The organism is Lunatibacter salilacus (assembly GCF_009797935.1).
GTDB lineage: Bacteria > Bacteroidota > Bacteroidia > Cytophagales > Cyclobacteriaceae > Lunatibacter > Lunatibacter salilacus.
In genome coordinates this window covers 14,387-34,169 of record NZ_VOLC01000024.1, presented here as the reverse complement: position 1 = coordinate 34,169, position 19,783 = coordinate 14,387, and the positions used below count along the sequence as shown (strand labels likewise).

Genomic DNA, 19,783 nt, shown 5'->3' with positions numbered 1-19,783 from the left:
TTTGAATTTTAAGGATTATTGCTATTTGACAAATTATTAAATTTCTTTGCAACTTTTGAGGTGTTTAGCAAATACGATTCCACCCCCTGATTGTTTATTCCTACCATCAAAATATCCAAATGACCCATTTTGATGGGCAACATCGACTTGACATCTCCCAAAAATCTCAAACCGGATTCCTTCTGTGGCACATATATGAATTTTCCCTTACCGTCCCCGGCATAGACCTGTCCAAAATTGGCATCGATCAACCCCAATCTCAGCCTTGTTGCATTTTGGTTTCCTCCAAGGATAAAATCCAAGTTGCCGTCTTTGGTATAATCCATTACAGAAATTGCATATACGGGAGCGAACTGCGCTTCCATGGGCAAATTGTGAGGAATTAACTTACCTTCTTTATTTTCTAAATAAATAGTGTTCAAGGTGGTTACCTGTAACTGTTGGGCATCTTGGAGTTGCTGCTTGGTAAACATATCCGTAAGTTTTGCATTTGCAAAAGACTCGTAGGTAGTGAATTTACTCCTCATGCCATACATTTGATCCAAGAGTTCATCCCTGCTCAAGAATGGGTACGGTTCTCCTTGAATATAAAGACTCAAAATGGGGTCTATTGAACTGTTCTTGTCAAAGTCATCATATACTAAGGTAAGGGGCTCCGCATCGCTTGCCTTAAGTTGGGTATTTAACCCGAAGTTTCCTACAATAAAATCCAAATCCCCATCTTTGTCAAAATCTCCCACGGCTAATTTGGACCACATGCCATAGAGAGGCTTTTCGAAAAACTCATCCGTAGCTTTTCGTAGGCCTTTCCCACCTTCATTGATAAAAACTTCAATCGGCATAAACTCACCTACAACCACTAAATCTGAAAACCCGTCTGCATTTAGGTCCACCCATTGTGCATCCGTTACCATGCCTAAATTTTCCAATTCAGAACTAAAAGACGTTGTCATATCTGTGAATTTCCCAGTACCGTCATTCATCAGGATGTAGCTTCTGGGAGGCTCCGGAAATTCACCCGGAATCACCCGTCCACCAACAAACAGATCCATAAATCCATCCCCGTTGATATCCATCGGCCTCACGCAACTCCCGCTTGTTTTCAAAGATGGCAGCTTATCAGGTGCTTTTTTGAAGTTGCCCCCACCCTGATTTAAATACAACCTGTCCTGCAGTCGTTCGTCGTCTTTTTCATAGTCATGATATCCGCCGCTTACGATATACAAGTCCTGCCAGCCGTTGCCGGTTGCATCAAAAAAAACAGCATCAGCATCTGTAAAATCACTGTCAGCAGAGAGGTCCAATCCCTGTGCTTTAAAAAATTGTCCGGTGGAAGCCTGAAAAAACAATTCTCCAGGTTTACCTTGCGTTCCACCAACAAAGAGTGCGGGAAATCCACTTTTGTTTACATCTCCACTAGCCAATACAGGTCCAGTAGGGGAATACATATAGTTCAAAAGAGGCTGCCGTTTGAAATCATTATATCCCGTTTCTTCGTGCTCGTGTTGTACTGGAGGCACGATTTGTGTAAACAATGGCTCGGGATCCGGACCCATAAAAAATGGGCTGTCCGTATGCTGGGCATGAGATTCATTCAAAGTCAGTTGGCTATTTGCCTTGACTTCATAAATCGTCTGCTGCTTCCCGGAAGGCCACCATATCGTCAATGAATCCAACAAATCTATACCTCCTAATCCCACATGAAGCCTATGACTAGAAGATGATTGAAATCCCCTTGTGGGCTGTTGTTCCAAAAACTGAATCCCTGAGGAAGTGTAGCATATGATTTTTGCTCCAATCCCAAACCTGTTTTTCCCTTCTCCTTCCAACTGAATCTGAAGGAATTTTGTAATACCGCGGATGTCCTTTAGGTTGTTTTTATAGATTCCGGCTGGGGCATTGAGGTGGTTGACTATAAGGTCCAGCGTGCCATCATTATCCAAATCGGCAAATGCAGCCCCACTCGAAAATCCGGGCGACCCCATCCCCCATTCTTTACTCATATCCGAAAAAGTAAGGTCTCCGTTGTTTTTATATAGATAATTGTGGACGGGTGTGGAACTCATACTGGTCACCAAGTGAAGCGTATCAGCGACTTCCTTGGCACGTGCTTTCTCGAAATAATAATCCCCTTTATATTTTAGAAAATCACGGTTTGTGTAATCACGGAAGTAACCATTGGTGACGAATAAATCCTTCCACCCATCATTATCCACATCGGCAAATAATGCCGCCCAACTCCAATCGGTATTGGATATTCCTGCCAGTTGGCCGGTTTCGGCAAAAAGTCCATTACCCTGATTGATATGAAGCATGTTTCTCATCTGCTGATGGTAGAAATCCTTCATGACCATAAGGGCATACTGTTCATAATTCTCAGGTCCATAGAGCAGTTTCTGCCGTTTATTATCCTCCGGCAACATATCTAACGTAAATATGTCGGGAAGACCGTCATTGTTGATATCGCTGATATCTGACCCCATCGAAAAATAGGATATATGCAACAGATGGTCTGCCAAACTTTCCGTAAATGTTCCGTCCCCGTTGTTAATATAAAGGTAATCCGGCTCAATATAGTCATTGGAAATATAAAGATCCGGAAAGCCATTTCCATTTATATCCGAAACCGCAACCCCCAAGCCAAACCCCATGGAACTTCCTTTAATACCAGCCTCCTGACTCACATCTACGAAGATACCATTATCATTTCTGTACAGCTTGTCTCCCGCATTCTTGTTTCGATCTGTGCGTTTGGCATCAAAATCCATTTCATTGATAACAGCCGTATTATGGTTTACCAAATACATGTCCAAGTCCCCGTCCCTGTCATAGTCGAAAAATAAAGCCTGAATACTATTTGATGGGTCATCTAATCCAAACTCCGCTGCCTCATCAATAAAGGTTTCATCTCCTTGATTGATAAAAAGCTGGTTTTTTCTTTCTGCCGGATCTCCCTTTCCCGAATAACATACATAAATATCCAAAAGTCCATCTCCATTCACATCCACCATAGTCACTCCCGTGGTCCATGTATTTTTCCCAGAAACGCCAGCCTCCTTCGTAATATCTTTAAACTTAAAATCTCCCTGATTCAGGTATAGCTTATTCGATACCATGTTACCCGTAAAAAAAATATCGTCCAACCCATCATTGTTGATGTCACCCACGGCGACTCCCCCTCCATTGTAGAAATACTCGTAGCGCAGAATGTTGTTGATATTGTCTTCTTTGAGTGCATTTTGAAATCGTATGCCCGCCTTTCTGGGGGCCTGGGATTCAAACAACTCCTGGGCAGTCCCGCTACTGAAACAAGTAATAATTAAAAGGAATGCGGTAACACATTTCATACTCACACATTTTAATAGATGACAAATCTCAAAAAGATTCATTTTCTGTATACCCTACTAGACAACAACGATCGGTGACTAAGAAATTCTACGAAAATTTCATTTTACACTTGAATCTATTCTAGATACCAAATGGGGCATCGTTTAAGGTAAAACTAAGGAATTGTACCTATATCACAACAAAAAAATACTACTAATTTAAAAGAATGTCTGTAAAAAAAATCCGATATTTACCTATACATCCAATATTCTTTCATGTACTTAAATGCCAGTTAGTTTAATTTTCAGGAATCTCAGTTTGTAATATCTTTAAGATTCTCTCCCACATGTATGAGAAATAAAAATACTGTTTTTTCCCATTCTGAAATGTTTATGCTATCCATCTTTTTACTTGTAACGTTGGCAGTTAGTTGTAAGCAAAAAAAGAAAAGTGCATTGGTTTGGGAAGCTAATTTCCCCATCATCGGTTCCCAGTCTTCTCCAAGATCAGTTGATCTAAACGGCGATGGAATTCTGGATTTTGTAATGGGTGCGGGTAGAAATGAATTTCAGGAATCCGAGCAAGGAGTACTAGCAATTAACGGGTTAGATGGCTCACTGATCTGGACCCATGAAGCTGCAGACCAAATGTATGGATCGGCAACATTCCACGATGTAACCGGAGACGGCGTCCCAGATGTATTTATTGGCGGAAGATCGCCCCAGTTCCGGGCCATTGACGGGAAGACGGGGAAACTGCTTTGGAACTTTGATTATAAGTACCAAGACCATCCCATTTTGCAATATGCGCGGTTTAATTTCAACCACAGTGTACCGCTTCCAGATCAAAACGGCAACGGATATCCCGAACTCCTTCTTGCCAATGGGGGAAATTACGAAGCGCTGCCCTATATGACCGAAAAACGCTTTCCTGCGGTTATGTTAGTACTGGATTCAAAAACTGGAGAGATTTTAGCGCATGACACGGTTCCTGACGGCAAAGAAACGTATATGTCGCCTTTGGCATTGATCCAACCCGGAAAAGATAACATCCAAATCATCTTTGGTACAGGCGGAGAAACTATAAGCGGGGCATTGTACATTGCGCAGTTGAGCGATTTGATGAAAAATGATCTTTCCCAGTCTATCAAAATTGCCGAGGAATCAGGACACGGTTTTATTGCATCCCCTGTAATAGCGGACATCAATCAGGATGGATATTTGGATATTGTTGCCATATCCCATGCCAGCGGTATCTTTGCTATTGATGGCAAATCTTTGCAACCAATTTGGAGCCAACGCATCCCGGGAACCGAATGCAGCAACAGTTTTGCCGTTGGACAATTTACCCAGGACGATATACCAGACTTTTTCACATTTGTCAGCAAAGGTGTATGGCCGGAGAATACCGGATCTATTCAGGTAATGATAGATGGAGAAAACGGTGAAATCAGGTATACCAACAACTTGGGATGTACTGGTTTTTCATCGCCGGTAGCCTATGATTTAAATCATGACGGCCGGGATGAAGTAATTATCAGTATCAACGAATTTGACTGTACGCGATATATCGGAGACCAATCCGCTTTTGAGATTGAAAACAAGCTGATGGCTATTGATTTCAAATCAGGGGAGCATTATACCATTGATCAAACGAAGGGCATGAAAAACATTTTTAGTACACCGTGGATTGGCGACATTGATGGAGATGGTTTTTTGGATTTGGTTCATTGCCAATATTTTAGTCACTCGGATTTGTTGTCATTTTTGGGGATGCGGGTGAAGAGGATTGATTTGCCAATAAGGAAGAAGCAAAAACCGATTTGGGGTTCGCATATGGGTTCGGAAGGGGATGGAGTTTATCGCATCAAATAAAAAAGGCCCGGATTTATTCGGGGCCTTTTTAAATGGAATAGCAAATTAGAGTAATAGATTATCAATTTCCTCCATCCCACCAAACTCTGGTAGTGAATAAATCGGGCAGAGTAGCACCGGATTGGAAATTAGCATTCGCCGCAACTTCATAAGCGGGATAACGAAGCTTTCTCATAATTACACCGTTAGTGACACCTGCAGGGTGATTGGTCGGTGTGAGTGCCGGGTAACCAGTTCTCCTCCAGTCAGACCACGCTTCCCACCAGTTAAAAAACTTGCTTACCCACAGCTGCTCTCCTATCATTTGTAATGCAGGTTTTCCCTGACCATATGGATGTCTCTGAAGATATGCAGTTACCTGTTCGTCTGTCACGACCAATGATTCATCAAACGGTGTATACATTTGCATGGCTGCTTTAACACCCATTTCATAATGTCCTCTAGCTGTACCGGGGATTCCAGAACCAATACCTCTTTCTAACGCTTCGGCCATCAGCAAATGTGATTCAGCCGTGTGCATAAGCATGTAGGGATCTTCCCTTTGCAGCATCAGAAAATTTATTCTCGAATAAGTAGCCGGCTGATCGACAGTGCGTCCCTCCAACGCATCCAAACCTACTGCGTCAAAACCATTTGGCATTCCCTTTTGCTCCATCGGATTGGTGTTTGTAGGAGTCCAAGAATTGGCCGTCCATTGGGCGATTCCTCCACTCAGAATCATTAGGCGTGGATCAACTTCGGCGGCAGTTGTCGCGTTTCCTTTTAACCAGTCCACAAGTGTTTTACTTAGGTAGCTTGGCTGGCCTCCATCACCGGGGTAAAAGGCTCTGGAAATTCCGTTTTGATTGATCCAAACACTTGGGCCCTCAGACATTGGTACCCAAGCATTGTCAGCATTCGTGAGCATAACACCTCCGGCTACAGCCTTAGTTACGTATTCAGAGGCTAGTTGAGGTGCTACATTTGACGCCCGCATGGCCAATCGGAGCATAAGGGAATACCCAAAACGCTTCCATTTTGCAATATCTCCGTTAAAGATGATATCCGCGTTGGAAAAGCCTTCGTTTGGATTGGCTGTATTCATGGCGGCCGTCGCCTCCTCCAGCTCCTTTAACAATGCCGGGTAGATGTCAGACTGTTTATCGTAGGTTGGGAAGAAAACCCCATCCATTCCTTTAAGTGCTTCGAAATAAGGTATATTTCCATAAAAATCAGTTAATCGATGGAAGTTCAGCACCCTTAGTATGCGGGCAGCATTCCTCATGTTTACCTTATTTCCTTCATCGTATCCTCCTGGTCCGGTTTGACGCAACACCTCGGAAATATTCTTCAAGGCGTCACCATAGAAGAATTCAAATGGAGCGTTACTTGATTCAAAGTTTTCAGTATACTTATCCCCAGGGGCAATTCCGCCTCCTGCATTGGCCAGATGCTGAATAAGATAGGCTCCCATTCCTATGTTAGTACGCCAATCAATATAACGGTTATCACCCGCAGACCCACCTGAGGCTGATCCCAACTCTGCAGCTGTAAATATAAAATTCAGGTCAATTTGGGTTACCGCTTGAGGGTTTATATTCAAGTCATGAAGATTTTCCGTATCGCAACCCACCATCGGTATGGTTGCAGCAAGCAGTAGCAATAATGCTTTATTTATCAGTTTCATAATGCTTCTTTTTTATATTTAAAAGGTAGCTCTCAAGTTAAATCCGTAGGTTCTGGTCTGGGGCATACCAAAGTAATCCAATCCTTGACCATTTCCAGAAGAATACGCCGACTCTGGATCTACGTTTTCGATGTTTTTCCATAAGATGGAAAGGTTTCGGCCAACAAAGGAAAGCCCCAGACTGTTAAATGGCGTCTTTTCAGTTATCCTTCTGGGAAAGTTATATCCAAACGTTACCTGCCTTAACTTGGCAAACGATCCGTCATACATAAAATAATCCTGCACTCTATCGCCCATTCTACCCCAATAATTGACTGCTTCACCTGGAGACAATGTTCTGGTAAAATCTTCATAGACGGGATTTCCGCTTCCATCAGTGCCTGCCTGTATCACTCCTGTAACTGTAAGTGGCTCCTCCCCCGCACGTCCTTGAAGAGATTGCTTATGCAGACCCCACTGGGTCAGTCGTACATTCGTCCCTGAATAGATGTCTCCTCCAACTCTAAAATCCACCAAAGCGGAAATATTGAAACCTTTAAATGTGATACTATTATTAATACCACCTGTAAAATCCGCTATTCCGTTTCCGATGACTTCCATCTCATCGGATTGCACAGGAGCTCCATTAGGTTCGAAAATGGGTTGTCCATCAGGAGCTCTCTTTTGAACCCATCCCGCCATCACGCCAAACGGCTGATCTACCCGGTGCTGAACAAATACCGTTCGGGTTCGGGGTTCTTCAACGTTCAGTATTTCGGTGCCTTCAATCAAAGAGAGAACCCGGTTTCTGTTTCGGGCAATGTTAAAGGATACATCCCATGTTAAATTAGAGTTTTGAATCGGCGTACCTGTGAGCAGCACCTCAATTCCCCGGTTACGCATTTCTCCTAAATTGACCAAAGTGGACCCAAAACCCGATGTTCGTGAAATCTGGGCATTTAACTGGTCCTCGGTACTAAGCTGAGCATAATAGGTGAAGTCCAAACCTATTCTATTCTGCAAAAACCTCACATCCAATCCAACTTCGGTTTCTGTAGAAATAAGCGGGATAAGAAAAGGGTTTGGAATTGTACCTGCATTTCCCCCTGCTGTTGCGAAAGAAGCCATAGGCACATTTTGGCCGGCAAAATTTACCGCAGGAGCTCCTAATAGGGAATATACATTAAGCGTTTGATAAGGCCCTACGGTAGAGTTACCTACCCTTGCCCAAGAAGCTCTAACTTTTCCGAAGCTCAACCAGCGAGGTAAGGTAGACACTGCGTCGGAAAATACAAACGAGCCTCCAATTGAAGGGTATAATACATTGTTTGATGCCGGGTTCAACGTAGAAAACCAATCTTGGCGGGCTGTTGCAGTGATAAACAGGAAGTTATTATAACTAAACTCCGCAGAACCGAATACTGAGTTAATTCCCCATTCAGAAAACCCATATCCATAATTTCTTACAACCGAATTATTGATGGCATGAAAGAACGGTACATTAAAACGCTGACCATTTGCCGAGATTGTTTCATCTTTTCTCCTCATCCAGTTTGACCCCACAAATGCATTGACACCGAATTTTCCGAAAGTTTGGTTATAGGCTAGCATTCCTTCCAAGTTAATTTCACTTACGGTACGGTTACCTTCAGAAATATTTCCTCCCCTATCATATCCTGTACCCTGAGGTGTAAGGCTGGAGAACCTCCTCACAAACCAGTCCATACCTGCACGGCCGGAAATATATAAATGGTCAGTGATGTCGTATCTTAAAGAGCCTGAAGTTATGATCCTATCACGTATATCGTTTACCGACAATTGATGGGTTGCAAAATATGGATTTTGACCCCATGGATTGTTTGTCATAAGGTATTCTTCCTGCTCGGCAAAACCCCAGACATTTAATAAGTCTGGACTAGTTCCTGCAGGAATAGTACCTAATCTGTTCGGATCGCCCATGCCCCATTCCACATTAACATTTGGCGGCAGGGCAAAAATAGACTGAAACGCATTACCTGGAGAGTCGGAAAGGCGTGGTCTATTTTTAGTGTTTTCATTAGAGTAAAGGACTTTGGCATCAAACGTAAGCCGTTTTCCGAATTTACCGTTGGTCGAAAGCGACATATTTATACGATTAAAGCCTGCGTTTGGAACCACTGAGTTACTCCGCAGATCGGTCAAATTAAATCGAAAAGACTGAGTATCACTTCCGCCTGATAGCGAAAGACTATTTGTAAAAGCCTGACCCGTCTCGTAAAATCGGCTCCAGTTATCCCCAGCGTTCACGTAAGGCCGTTCGACTCCGTCAAAATACATGGCCGTACCTGAACCCAAACGTTCCCCCCAAGCCTGAGTTCCCCAGTCATATGCCTGACGCACTGTAGTAGGTCTCACCGACGCTCCTGTCGCTTGTTCTCCCTGAAATCTTCCCGAGCCATATATGCTTTGTAAGTCAGTTTGGTTGTTTATCTGCTCAAATACCGCATTTGAATTAAACTCCACGCCTATACCTTTTCGCGAAGTACCCTTTTTGGTGGTAATCAATATAACCCCGTTGGATGCACGGGAACCGTACAAGGCAGCTGCGCTTGCTCCTTTCAAAACAGTCATGGACTCAATGTCGTCCGGATTCACACTGGTCATACCGTCCCCGCCATCAGAACCACCCCATACTCCGGCTTGTCCGAACTGCGTATTGTCTATTGGCAAACCATCCACTACGTACAAGGGTTGGTTATTTCCCTGAAGGGATGTATTGCCCCGAATGATTACTCGTGAAGAACCCGCAGGACCCGAGGCAACATTTGTTACGTTAACCCCTGCAACCCTTCCTGCTAGTTGGTTGGCTAGGTTATTTTCCCGGGCCTGAGTAAACTCTTCCCCCCCTACTTGGGTGACGGAATACTGTAGGGCCTTTACATTTCTTTCTATACCCAAAGCGGTAACGACTACCTCAGACAACTCTGAGGCGTCCTCCTGCATGGACAGGCTAATATTCGTCCGGTTTCCCACAGTTTGTTCCTGCGTTTGAAACCCTAGGTACGAGAATACTAACACTGTCTCGGCTCCCGGTACATTTATACTGTACCGGCCATCCACATCGGTTGCTGTCCCCGTGGATGTACCTTTAATCAATACCGATACCCCCGGAAGGGGACTGCTGTCGGCTTGGTCGGTTACCCGGCCCGTGACGGTTTGAGCTTTTACTACCGGACCGAGTGCAGTCAGTAGTGTCAAACCAAGTAATAGTAACAGGTTTTTCATAATTAATTATTTTGGATGAAAATTGAACTTACCATATGTGAAATCCGCACGAGCAGATAAACAAGGTCTTTTTATGTGGGTGGAACAATAAAATAAAAATTAAATTAGATGATACTTGAAACCCTTCTCTAAGTAACCAACGCTTACCGTATTTTTAAGAATTATATTCCGGTTAGAGATTAAATATACACTATTTGATTGTATCACACTTGAAAGGTAAAATTTAATTTATAAAAAAACAACGCCCCCAAATACTTTTTTTTGAAGAGAAAAAAAAATATTTTCCATGAACGGATATTAAAACTGAAAAAATATATCCTTCTCAGATGGAATGGGCATTCCAAGCCAAAAAACCCAAATTCACTGAAAATTTGACCAGTTTTATTTGAATATTGGCATTAAAACCATGAAAATTTTTATTTGAGGCAATCAAAAAAAAATAATAAACCACAAAACATTTTACCGTAATATCCATCCCTGATCATTATTCAAAATAATCGTCGCTTGGGTTAAACGCTCATTCCTAAAATCAAACCATGGTTTGATTATTTTATTCCCTTTGATTATCGAATCGGCACTCGAATACCAATCCCATTTCCACTTACAACAACCTGCTCAAAAATCCTAGGTAAATCCCCCGCATGATCCCGCATCACAAGATACATGATGATGTCAAAACTCAGTAAAAAAGCACCTTGAAGCACCACTGATTTTCCAAAACCCTGCCATTGTTCCCTGCCTAACCGTTTTCCCCGTTCATTCAAATAAAGCCCTCCCGCAATATATCCCACATCCAACCCTGCGTTGAATAACAGGATTTTTTCCATCCGGTGCTGTGCATCCAGAGTTTCCCAAAATTCCGAACTCGGAATTTCCTTGAAGGCGTGATAATAGCCCAGCCCTGCAATGATCAGGTTAACACCGTTCCAGTACATGTTCATTTGGTGAAACCCTTTGGCAACACCCTGCGAATTGGAAGCCCCGATTCCTCCCCAAGCCAAATTACCAAGCGACCAGGTAGCCAATAAGAGCATCCCCTGCTTTTCAAATGAAATCCGTTCCCTATTAAAAGGGGCAAATCCTTCATGGCTTTGGGCTTGGGAAACACCTATAGCCACCAACCAAAACATAGGGATCATTATTAAGAAACGAAAAGTGGTATTTGTGACTTTCATATTGGAATGGTTTGAAGTGCGAAATATACAAGTCGGAAGCCGAATACTATTAACACCATCCCTACCAATCTGTTTAGCTTCTGCATCAACCTAGGAGTAATGTACCGGCTCAGGTATTTGGACACATACGCTTTTAATATATCGATGGAAAAAACAGTTACCAACACGCCAACGTAATACAGTAACTTATCATATGTCGTCAGTTCTCTTCTCACGTTTACCAATCCAGCTACCGAAATCCAAAATAACAAGACAAAAGGATTGATTCCGTTTAAGCTTAACCCTTTCAAAAAACCCTTCCTCTTTGAAAATGATTTTGCCAAGACCCCACCTGTATTTGGCCGCTGTATGTTTCTTTTTCTGAACGATATTATCCCAAATCCGATCAAAATCAATCCTCCACCCAAACCTAATGCCGATTTGAAAAACGGGTTTGCCGAAAGCCACTGGAAACCAACGTTCGAAATCAAGACATAAATCGCATCACTTACCAGAATGCCCAGTGCCATGACCACCGCATGCCTGAAACCGTAGGTCATACTGTGCTGGATCAGCGCGAAAAAAACCGGCCCAATAATCAGCGAAAGTATTATACCCATTCCTATTCCTTCAAGAAGCAACATGCTTAAGGAAGGTCTTTATTCTGGGAAAGAAATGCCCTCCAAGAGTCGGCTTTAGGCCCTTTAAGCACTCGGGGAAACTTATTTTGCCCGCCTTCCTTACCTTCGGATCTCATCCAATCATAGAATACTCGGACAGGCAAGATATTAACCCGTATCTCTTTTAGCGCATGCTTTCTCTCAGTCGCATAATCATCATTCAACTGTATCAGACTTTGGTCCAAAAATGTAGTAAGTTGACTCTCATCAATTGGATCGTCCGTACCTATATACCATTGATGAGCAAACAAGTTGCCATGGGGAACGCCCAAAACGGTAAATTCCTGCACACTAATATCCCATTTTTCCTCCACCGCCTGAACGGCCTTGTTCAGGTTATCCACAGAAAGGTGCTCCCCACATAGACTCAAAAAGTGCTTTGTTCTACCTGTAATAATGATTTCGCTTGAATCTTTGGATACGAAACGAATTACATCTCCTATAAGATATCGCCATGCGCCCGCACAGGTTGTGATCAATAAAGCATAATCAAAACCTTCCTCTATCTCGTGAATCGCAAGAGTTTGACACCCTGCTTTCATTTCCCCATTTTCATCAAAATTCTTTCTGTTGAAGGGAATAAATTCGTAAAAAATCCCATTGTTCAAAACCAGCCGCATGGATTTACGATTGGGGAAAGCTTGAAAGGCCAAGAAACCTTCACTGGCCAAATAAGTCTCAATATAGATAAGCGGATGTTTTAGCAGTTTCTCAAATCCCTTCTTATAAGGCTCAAAAAACACCCCTCCGTGAACGAAAATGCCCAGATTTGGCCAAATATCGTGGATTGTTTTAACCTGATACCGTTCAATGATCTTTTCCATTAAAATCTGAAGCCAAGCAGGAACACCGACAATTATCCCGATATCCCATTGGGGAGCAATTTCAACCATTTGCTCCAACTTCTCACCCCAGTTTCGGTTTTTGGCAATGGAGTATCCGGGCTTATAAAATCGCTGAAACCAAACAGGGAGTTGCTTGATTGTTATTCCGCTCAGGTCTCCAGAAAAGTAGGTTCCGTTGAAATCCAGGTCCGTGCTTCCACCCAACATCAAGATACCCTTGTTAAACATATGATCCGGAAGGTCATACTTAGACAAGGTAAGCATCTGCCTTACCCCAGTCTTCCGGATGGCGTTCACCATTCTGTTCGTGACCGGAATGTATTTGGACGGCCCACCGGATGTACCGGAGGTTAACGCGAAATATTTCACTTTTCCCGGCCAGGTCACATTGGGTTCTCCCTCCCTTAGCTTATGCCACCACTCGGTATATATTTTTTCATAATCGTAAATGGGAATGTTCTTCTTAAAAACATCATAGTACGCCTGATCATCCTTCTTGAACTCGCCAAGAATTTCTTTAAACCTATATTTTTGCCCAATCTGTGTTTTGGAGGCTAAGATCAGAAACTTTTTTAGCTCATTTTTTTGAAGAGCCTCGGGAGCGCCATATTCCTGCTCTAAGGATTCCCGCAATCGGATGCCATTTTTTAGTAATGTACCTAATATAGCCATATATTTGTATTAGAGATAAAATGTTATTTATACCAATTTGATAACTAAATCCAACAGTAAATTTACACGAATGAGCATAAAAGAAAATCTTAATCATATAAAAAACACCTTTTCTTCACCAGACTGTCTTTTGATCGCCGTAAGCAAAACAAAACCTGTATCTGCGATCAAAGAAGCTTATGATGCCGGTATTAGGGATTTCGGAGAAAATAAAGTTCAGGAGATGGCTGAAAAAGCCCCCCAACTGCCCGATGATATACGTTGGCATATGATAGGACACCTACAGCGTAATAAGGTGAAGTTCATTTCTCCATTTGTCTATCTAATCCACGGGGTGGATTCCTTGCGGCTGTTGGAACAGATCAATAAGGAAGGACAAAAGGCGGATAGGGTGATTTCCTGTTTGCTTCAAATACACATCGCCAAAGAAGAAACAAAATTCGGCTTGGACGAACAGGAGTTAAAAGAAATACTGTTGGGAGATGCCATCCGGAAAATGGATCATATTCACATAGGAGGCTTTATGGGAATGGCGACCTATACGGAGGACACGGACACCATTAGGGAAGAATTTTCTTATCTAAGAACGCTTATGGACCAGTTTAAGCTGGATAGCTTGCCACAGCAGGTAAATTTAAAGGAACTCAGTATGGGTATGAGTGCCGATTATTTGATTGCACAGGAAGAGGGAAGTACCATGGTGCGCATTGGAAGTGCTATCTTCGGGGCAAGAGACACGAACTAATTGATGAAAACAAAACATATAATTCAAACAGCCGCTGTATCTGGAGCGCTTGCGGTAATTCTCGGTGCGTTCGGAGCTCATGGATTAGAACCGATTTTGGAGAAAACAGGACGACTGGCTACCTACGAAACTGCGGTCAGCTATCATTTTTATCATAGCCTGGCCCTGTTGATGCTTGGGATATTATCCGCCAATTTCCCCCAAAGCAATGCTTTTAAACAAGGAGCTTGGTTTTTTATTGCGGGAATTATTGTTTTTTCAGGATCACTTTACGTATTGTCAATTACAGGAGTCACCATTCTGGGAGCTGTTACGCCTTTTGGCGGTGTGGCTTTTATATTGGGGTGGGCTTGGCTGTTTTGGGGTGCGGCAAAAATCAATTCACATTCTTAAAAGAAAATATATTTCATAAAATATGTGTAAAAAAACCACAGTGCTTTTTTTCATCCTGTTAGTTATTTCATTTGATACGTTTTCACAAGATATACGGGCAAGGTATGAAGGGTTGGATAAGTTGATTGGAGCTGGTTCTTTTTTTGACAACCACCTTACCGGATTCTTCCTGTATGACTTGGACAGCCAAACCGTTCAGTTTGACAAAAACAGCCACATCTATTTTATTCCTGCTTCCACGACAAAATTGTTGACATTCTTTGCCTCGCTTTTGGTGCTGGGGGACAGCAGTACCCTACTCCGATATGCTCCAAAAGGAGAAGATGTAGTCATTTGGGGAACTGGTGACCCTTCCCTCAATTATCCCGGGTTACCTAATCCAAAAATTACCGGCTTCCTGAACACCTATGAGGAGATCTATTTTTCCGACCATAATTGGAAAGATGAAGCTTTAGGCTTTGGATGGCAGTGGGATGATTACAACTTTGCCTATTCAGCAGAAAAGTCGCCATTACCTATCTATGGCAATTTAGTCACTGCCATCAATGTCAACAACCGTCCCCATTTAACGCCCCCACTATTTAATATTTATCAAAGTGACAAAAATGTCCGGAATGTCACCCGAGAATGGCATTCCAATGACTTTTTTTTCAACCCCAGAACCTATAACGGGATGCGGGCACGGGTTCCCTTTATTACTTCCCAGAAAACATTCGTCACCTTAGCGGCTTTGGAGTGGCGAAAGAATGTACATGCCTCCAAGGAAGTCCTTCCCACTGACCACTTTATACTCAGGGGAGTCCCTACCAGGGAACTGTATAAAGAAATGTTGCTCGAAAGTGACAATTTCATAGCCGAACAGCTCCTCCTACAGGTATCTGATGAGGTATTCAAAGAGCTGAACACCGAGAAAGCCATCGAGTATATCAAAAAAACTTACTTGTTTGACCTTCCGGACGAACCACTTTGGGTAGATGGTTCTGGATTGTCTAGACATAATTTGCTTACCCCCAGATCTATGGTATCGCTGGTGGAAAAAATATACCGCATCCTCCCCGATGAAGAACTCATGCAGCTATTTCCTGTAGGAGGCCGAACTGGCACCCTTAAATCAAACTACTACGCTCCTGTACCCTATGTAATTGCCAAGACGGGCACCATTAGCAACAACCACAGCCTAGTAGGCTTTATTCGGACCAAAAAACAAAAAATGTATGCCTTTGCCCTAATGAACAACAATTATCCTTATAAGGCCACTGTAGTCCGAAGAGAAATCGAGAAAGTGCTGTTGTATGTGCGGGATAATTTTTAATTTCGGAAAAATCACATTTACATGTTCTCTGAATAAAAACCCATTCACTCCCTTACCACCAACTCAATGCAAAAGAGAAAATTTCTACAACTATTGGGCGCAAGCACCGGCATGTTACCGCTGCTTAGTTTACCTGCGGAAGCGCAAATCGCTACCCCTGCCAAATTGCTACCTCTTCCTATAAACAAAGGAGATCTGGTAGGTTTAATCAGCCCTTCTGCAGCCACTTCCGAGCGCATACAGATCCAGTTTGCCGTTGAGGCATTGCAAGCATTGGGTTTTAGAGTAAAGCAAGGCGAAAATTTGGCTAACCGGAGAGGTCACCTTGCTGGTACTGACGAAGAACGGGCGAATGACCTGAACGCCATGTTTGGCGATCCTGAGGTAAAAGCCGTTATCTGTATCCGGGGAGGTTCCGGTGCCGCACGGATCCTGCCACTTATTAATTATGGCTTGATTCGGGATAATCCAAAACCCATATTGGGGTATAGTGACATTACTGCGCTCCACCACGCCATTTACGCCCAAACCGGATTGATAACCTTCCATGGTCCGAACGGGACCGGTAGTTGGAACAGCTTTAATGTAGCGCAATTCGAGAAAATTTTCTTTGAACAGGAACAGGTCACCTTCGAGAATGAACGTGTGGAAGAGGATGACTTGGTCATTAAGAAGAACCGGATTCAAACCATCTCTCCCGGAAAAGCGACCGGGGACCTCGTCGGAGGAAACCTCACGGTGCTTACCGCATTGGCCGGGTCACCATATATAGCTGATTTTACAGATAAAATCCTGTTTTTGGAAGATATCGGCGAGGAGCCCTACCGGGTAGACCGGATGATGAGCACATTGAAACTCATAGGCGCCCTGGACAAAATAAAAGGATTCGTCTTTGGTCAATGTACCGACTGCGACCCATCTTCGGGATACGGAAATTTGACGCTGGATCAGGTGTTTGATGATTATATTCTCCCTTTAAAAATCCCCGCATATCGGGGTGCGATGATTGGACATATTCCGAAACAGTTTATCCTGCCAATGGGCGCAACAGTTACAATGAATGCGGGCAATGGAACCATTCAATTGGAAGAGAAAATATTTGGTTGAATTAGGAACTGGCAAAATCACAAACCAAACAAATAATTTGTAAAATTAAATGTTAGTAACCTGATGCTAAACTTCTAACCCCGCCCCACGGTTATGCATTTATGTCTATATTTAGCGGGGAAATACTACTGTACTCATTTCGAATAGCTCTTTTGGCAGCGCTTCTGTTAGTGCTGGCCTCATGCGAAAGCAGCATATCAATTATGGAAGAAACACCTACGCAAAATACTCCGACCACAGATACTCCTTTTCGCACAGGACCAGTATCCTATTTGGCATTGGGTGATTCCTACACCATCGGCCAAGGCGTGGACCCCTCACAAAACTACCCCAACTTGTTGACCTTAAAACTCAGAAATAGAGGAGTAGCAATTAAAGATCCTGTTATCATAGCCATAACTGGCTGGACCACCCAAGATCTACTTCAAGGTATCCGCCAAGATAAACTAGACAAACAACAATTTGATTTACTGACTTTGTTGATAGGCGTGAACAACCAATACCGTGGGCAATCCCTTGAAGATTACGAAAAAGATTTTTCCGAATTGATGGTGAAATCTTTGGCCTTGGTCGGGGACGATGCGGAAAGAATCATCGTTATCTCCATTCCCGACTGGGGTGTGACTCCATACGCCACCTCCCTGGCACAGGATAAAAAAAGGATCGCTTCGGAAATCGACAGCTTCAACGAAACAAACAAATTACTTGCTGAGAAATCAGGTGTCAGGTATTTGGAAATAACGGAAGAATACCGATCCCTCGGCCATATGGATCAATATTTGGCCCTGGATGGTCTACATCCAAGTGAAAAGGTTTATGACCGCTGGGCGGAAAGGCTGACGGAGATTATTACAGAAGAAATGAATATCAGGTAATCCCATCTATTATTAACATGGGATTACCTGCAAAATCTTACTTCGTACCTTTGGGAAGGACATTTGAAATCAGGGAAACCTTTTCAATCGGTTCAGAAGCATTGCTGTAAATCCTCACCACACTGTTTTGTTTGCCCATTTTGCCGGCTGAGTTGAAGGAAACTTTAATTACTCCCGACTCTCCCGGTGCGATAGGCTCTTTCGGCCAAGCCGGAACCGTGCAACCACAGGTAGCGGCTACGTTGGAAATCACAAGCGGTGCCTTTCCCTTGTTTTCAAACTTAAAAACGTGTTCTACCTTATCCCCTTGAGCAATATTTCCAAAATCCTTGGACGATTCCACAAAGGCTATCATAGGGCCATCAGCCGATTTTTCCTGAGCCTGTACTGTCAATACCACTGCTAAGCTCATTACTACTAAAAACATCAACTTTCTCATATCCTTAATCAAATTTGGTTACTTACTTATTCATTTTCCTTAAGGAAAAATTTGGCGTGAAAGTTCACCATATACAATTCTTCTTTTGCCCGGGTCATGGCGGTGTACAGCCAACGCACGTATTGTACATCAACTTGCTCTTCCGTCAGGTATCCCTGATCCACAAAAACAGCATCCCACTGCCCCCCTTGCGACTTGTGGCAAGTCAATGCATAGGCAAATTTTACCTGAAGAGCATTCAGATAGGGATCCTTTTTAATTGACTCCCTCAGTTCCTTCTTGTCGGCCAAGTCCTTATAATCCTCACAGACCTGCTGATAGAGCTTGGTCCAATCTTCAGGGGCCAAGGCAGGAAGTGCGGTATATAGGGTATCCAGAACAATTTTTGCCTCAAAAAAAGGCTCCTCCGGATAGTCTATCAGCCTCAGTTCCACTGTTGCAAATCTCAATCCATATAATTCCTCAAAAGAACGAATTTTTACTATTTCCACAAAATCTCCATTGGCCAAAAAACTGATCTTTTCAGATTCCGCCATGTAGGTATAGTTGTTTTTAACAATCATTAACCTATCTCCCGCAGTTATCTCCTCTTCGTAAAAGTGAATGGCACGGCGGATATATTGGTTGTATTGGACGGCCGCCTTATTCGACCTCGTGATTATTATGGTATTGTCCACACCAAATTTATCATACGCATACCTCAGACCATCCTCCAGACGGTCCCCGTTCATCCTGAAAAAATCTTTGAACCGTTTTGAATAGAACCCGATGGCCGGCTTATTCTTGGTCAGTTCCTCCCTAAGCTGCGTGGCATTAAAGAGAATTCCAGAATCCAACTGCTGCCTGGTAACCTCGGTGAATTCCACTTCCTCTACATTAAGGCGGTAGTGAGATATCAAATAGTTTTTGTCCAAGCCCGGACTCCGCTCACTTCCAACTGGAGGGAGCTGCGCCCTGTCTCCTATCAGCAAAAGACGGTTGGTCGGATGCTCGTAAACATATTCTATAAGGTCTTTTAGAATTCGACTTCCCGAAGCCCCCTCATCAGCAAGCATGGATGCCTCATCGACGATAAAGACCGTTTTCTGATAGTAGTTCTTTTGCACATCAAACCCCTGGCTGCCCGGTACTGACTCATCCCTGGGTCTATAAATAATCTTGTGGATGGTATAACCTGTACGGTTGGCATAACCGCTCATTACTTTAGCTGCTCTGCCTGTAGGAGCCAGCATGAGTGATCTCAGATTTAAATGATTGAGTCCTTTTACCAGGGCGGCAAGCACAGAGGTTTTGCCCGTTCCCGCATATCCTCTCAAAATAAATGCAGACATCGCTGGAATTTCCGGCCCCAGAAAGGTGTCCATCTTGGCAAAAAAAGCATCTTGCCCAGGTGTGGGGGTATGTGGGAAAAATCTTTTGAGTATTTCTGAGGGCTTCGGCATATATTTACA

At 43.2% G+C, this 19,783-nt stretch carries 14 protein-coding genes; 6 read left to right on the top strand and 8 right to left on the bottom strand.

What is annotated here, in order from left to right; all coding sequences use genetic code 11:
- Positions 1-8: 8 nt before the first annotated feature.
- On the bottom strand, positions 9-3,347 hold the full coding sequence (locus FQ608_RS24025) for a VCBS repeat-containing protein (RefSeq protein ID WP_158861043.1): 3,339 nt from the start codon (positions 3,345-3,347) through the stop codon (positions 9-11).
- A 330-nt stretch (positions 3,348-3,677) separates the two neighbouring features.
- Between FQ608_RS24025 and FQ608_RS24020 the strand changes: the two genes are divergently transcribed.
- Positions 3,678-5,201: an FG-GAP repeat domain-containing protein gene (locus FQ608_RS24020; RefSeq protein ID WP_234364367.1), complete on the top strand. Its 1,524-nt coding sequence runs from the start codon at positions 3,678-3,680 to the stop codon at positions 5,199-5,201.
- Positions 5,202-5,262: 61 nt separating this feature from the next.
- On the opposite strand, the gene FQ608_RS24015 is transcribed toward FQ608_RS24020, so the two are convergent.
- From FQ608_RS24015 to FQ608_RS23995, 5 genes are all read right to left on the bottom strand, one after another.
- On the bottom strand, positions 5,263-6,867 hold the full coding sequence (locus FQ608_RS24015) for a SusD/RagB family nutrient-binding outer membrane lipoprotein (RefSeq protein WP_158861042.1): 1,605 nt from the start codon (positions 6,865-6,867) through the stop codon (positions 5,263-5,265).
- Between the two features lie 18 nt (positions 6,868-6,885).
- Positions 6,886-10,110, bottom strand: a complete 3,225-nt coding sequence (locus tag FQ608_RS24010; protein WP_158861041.1) for a SusC/RagA family TonB-linked outer membrane protein — start codon at positions 10,108-10,110, stop codon at positions 6,886-6,888.
- A gap of 563 nt (positions 10,111-10,673) precedes the next feature.
- The gene (locus FQ608_RS24005; RefSeq protein ID WP_234364366.1) at positions 10,674-11,285 is read right to left on the bottom strand and encodes a DUF6992 family protein; all 612 of its coding nucleotides are present in this window, start codon (positions 11,283-11,285) and stop codon (positions 10,674-10,676) included.
- On the bottom strand, positions 11,282-11,908 hold the full coding sequence (locus tag FQ608_RS24000; protein ID WP_158861040.1) for a LysE family translocator: 627 nt from the start codon (positions 11,906-11,908) through the stop codon (positions 11,282-11,284). The genes FQ608_RS24005 and FQ608_RS24000 overlap by 4 nt, the downstream gene beginning before the upstream one ends.
- Before the next feature lie 2 nt (positions 11,909-11,910).
- Positions 11,911-13,461: a GH3 family domain-containing protein gene (locus tag FQ608_RS23995; RefSeq protein WP_158861039.1), complete on the bottom strand. Its 1,551-nt coding sequence runs from the start codon at positions 13,459-13,461 to the stop codon at positions 11,911-11,913.
- 70 nt (positions 13,462-13,531) lie between these two features.
- On the opposite strand from FQ608_RS23995, the gene FQ608_RS23990 reads away from it, so the two are divergent.
- The 5 genes from FQ608_RS23990 to FQ608_RS23970 all read left to right on the top strand — a co-directional run bounded on the left by FQ608_RS23990 (position 13,532) and on the right by FQ608_RS23970 (position 17,893).
- Positions 13,532-14,206, top strand: coding sequence for a YggS family pyridoxal phosphate-dependent enzyme (locus FQ608_RS23990; protein WP_158861038.1), 675 nt, complete (start codon positions 13,532-13,534; stop codon positions 14,204-14,206).
- A 3-nt stretch (positions 14,207-14,209) separates the two neighbouring features.
- Positions 14,210-14,599 carry a DUF423 domain-containing protein gene (locus FQ608_RS23985; RefSeq protein WP_158861037.1) on the top strand — a complete coding sequence of 130 codons (390 nt, stop codon included), beginning with the start codon at positions 14,210-14,212 and terminating at the stop codon, positions 14,597-14,599.
- Positions 14,600-14,621: 22 nt separating this feature from the next.
- Complete coding sequence (locus FQ608_RS23980) at positions 14,622-15,911, top strand: D-alanyl-D-alanine carboxypeptidase/D-alanyl-D-alanine-endopeptidase (RefSeq protein WP_158861036.1); 1,290 nt, start codon at positions 14,622-14,624, stop codon at positions 15,909-15,911.
- Positions 15,912-15,977: 66 nt separating this feature from the next.
- Positions 15,978-17,018, top strand: coding sequence for a S66 peptidase family protein (locus FQ608_RS23975; protein WP_158861035.1), 1,041 nt, complete (start codon positions 15,978-15,980; stop codon positions 17,016-17,018).
- A gap of 203 nt (positions 17,019-17,221) precedes the next feature.
- Positions 17,222-17,893 (top strand): SGNH/GDSL hydrolase family protein, encoded by a 672-nt coding sequence (locus FQ608_RS23970; RefSeq protein WP_234364365.1) that lies wholly within the window; start codon positions 17,222-17,224, stop codon positions 17,891-17,893.
- A 37-nt stretch (positions 17,894-17,930) separates the two neighbouring features.
- Here the strand turns inward: FQ608_RS23970 and FQ608_RS23965 are convergent, their stop codons facing one another.
- Both FQ608_RS23965 and FQ608_RS23960 read right to left on the bottom strand, forming a co-directional pair.
- Positions 17,931-18,332, bottom strand: a complete 402-nt coding sequence (locus FQ608_RS23965; protein WP_158861033.1) for a DUF1573 domain-containing protein — start codon at positions 18,330-18,332, stop codon at positions 17,931-17,933.
- Between the two features lie 26 nt (positions 18,333-18,358).
- A complete protein-coding gene (locus FQ608_RS23960; RefSeq protein WP_199856461.1) occupies positions 18,359-19,774 on the bottom strand; it encodes an ATP-dependent DNA helicase in 1,416 nt (471 codons plus the stop codon).
- Between the last annotated feature and the right edge of the window lie 9 nt (positions 19,775-19,783).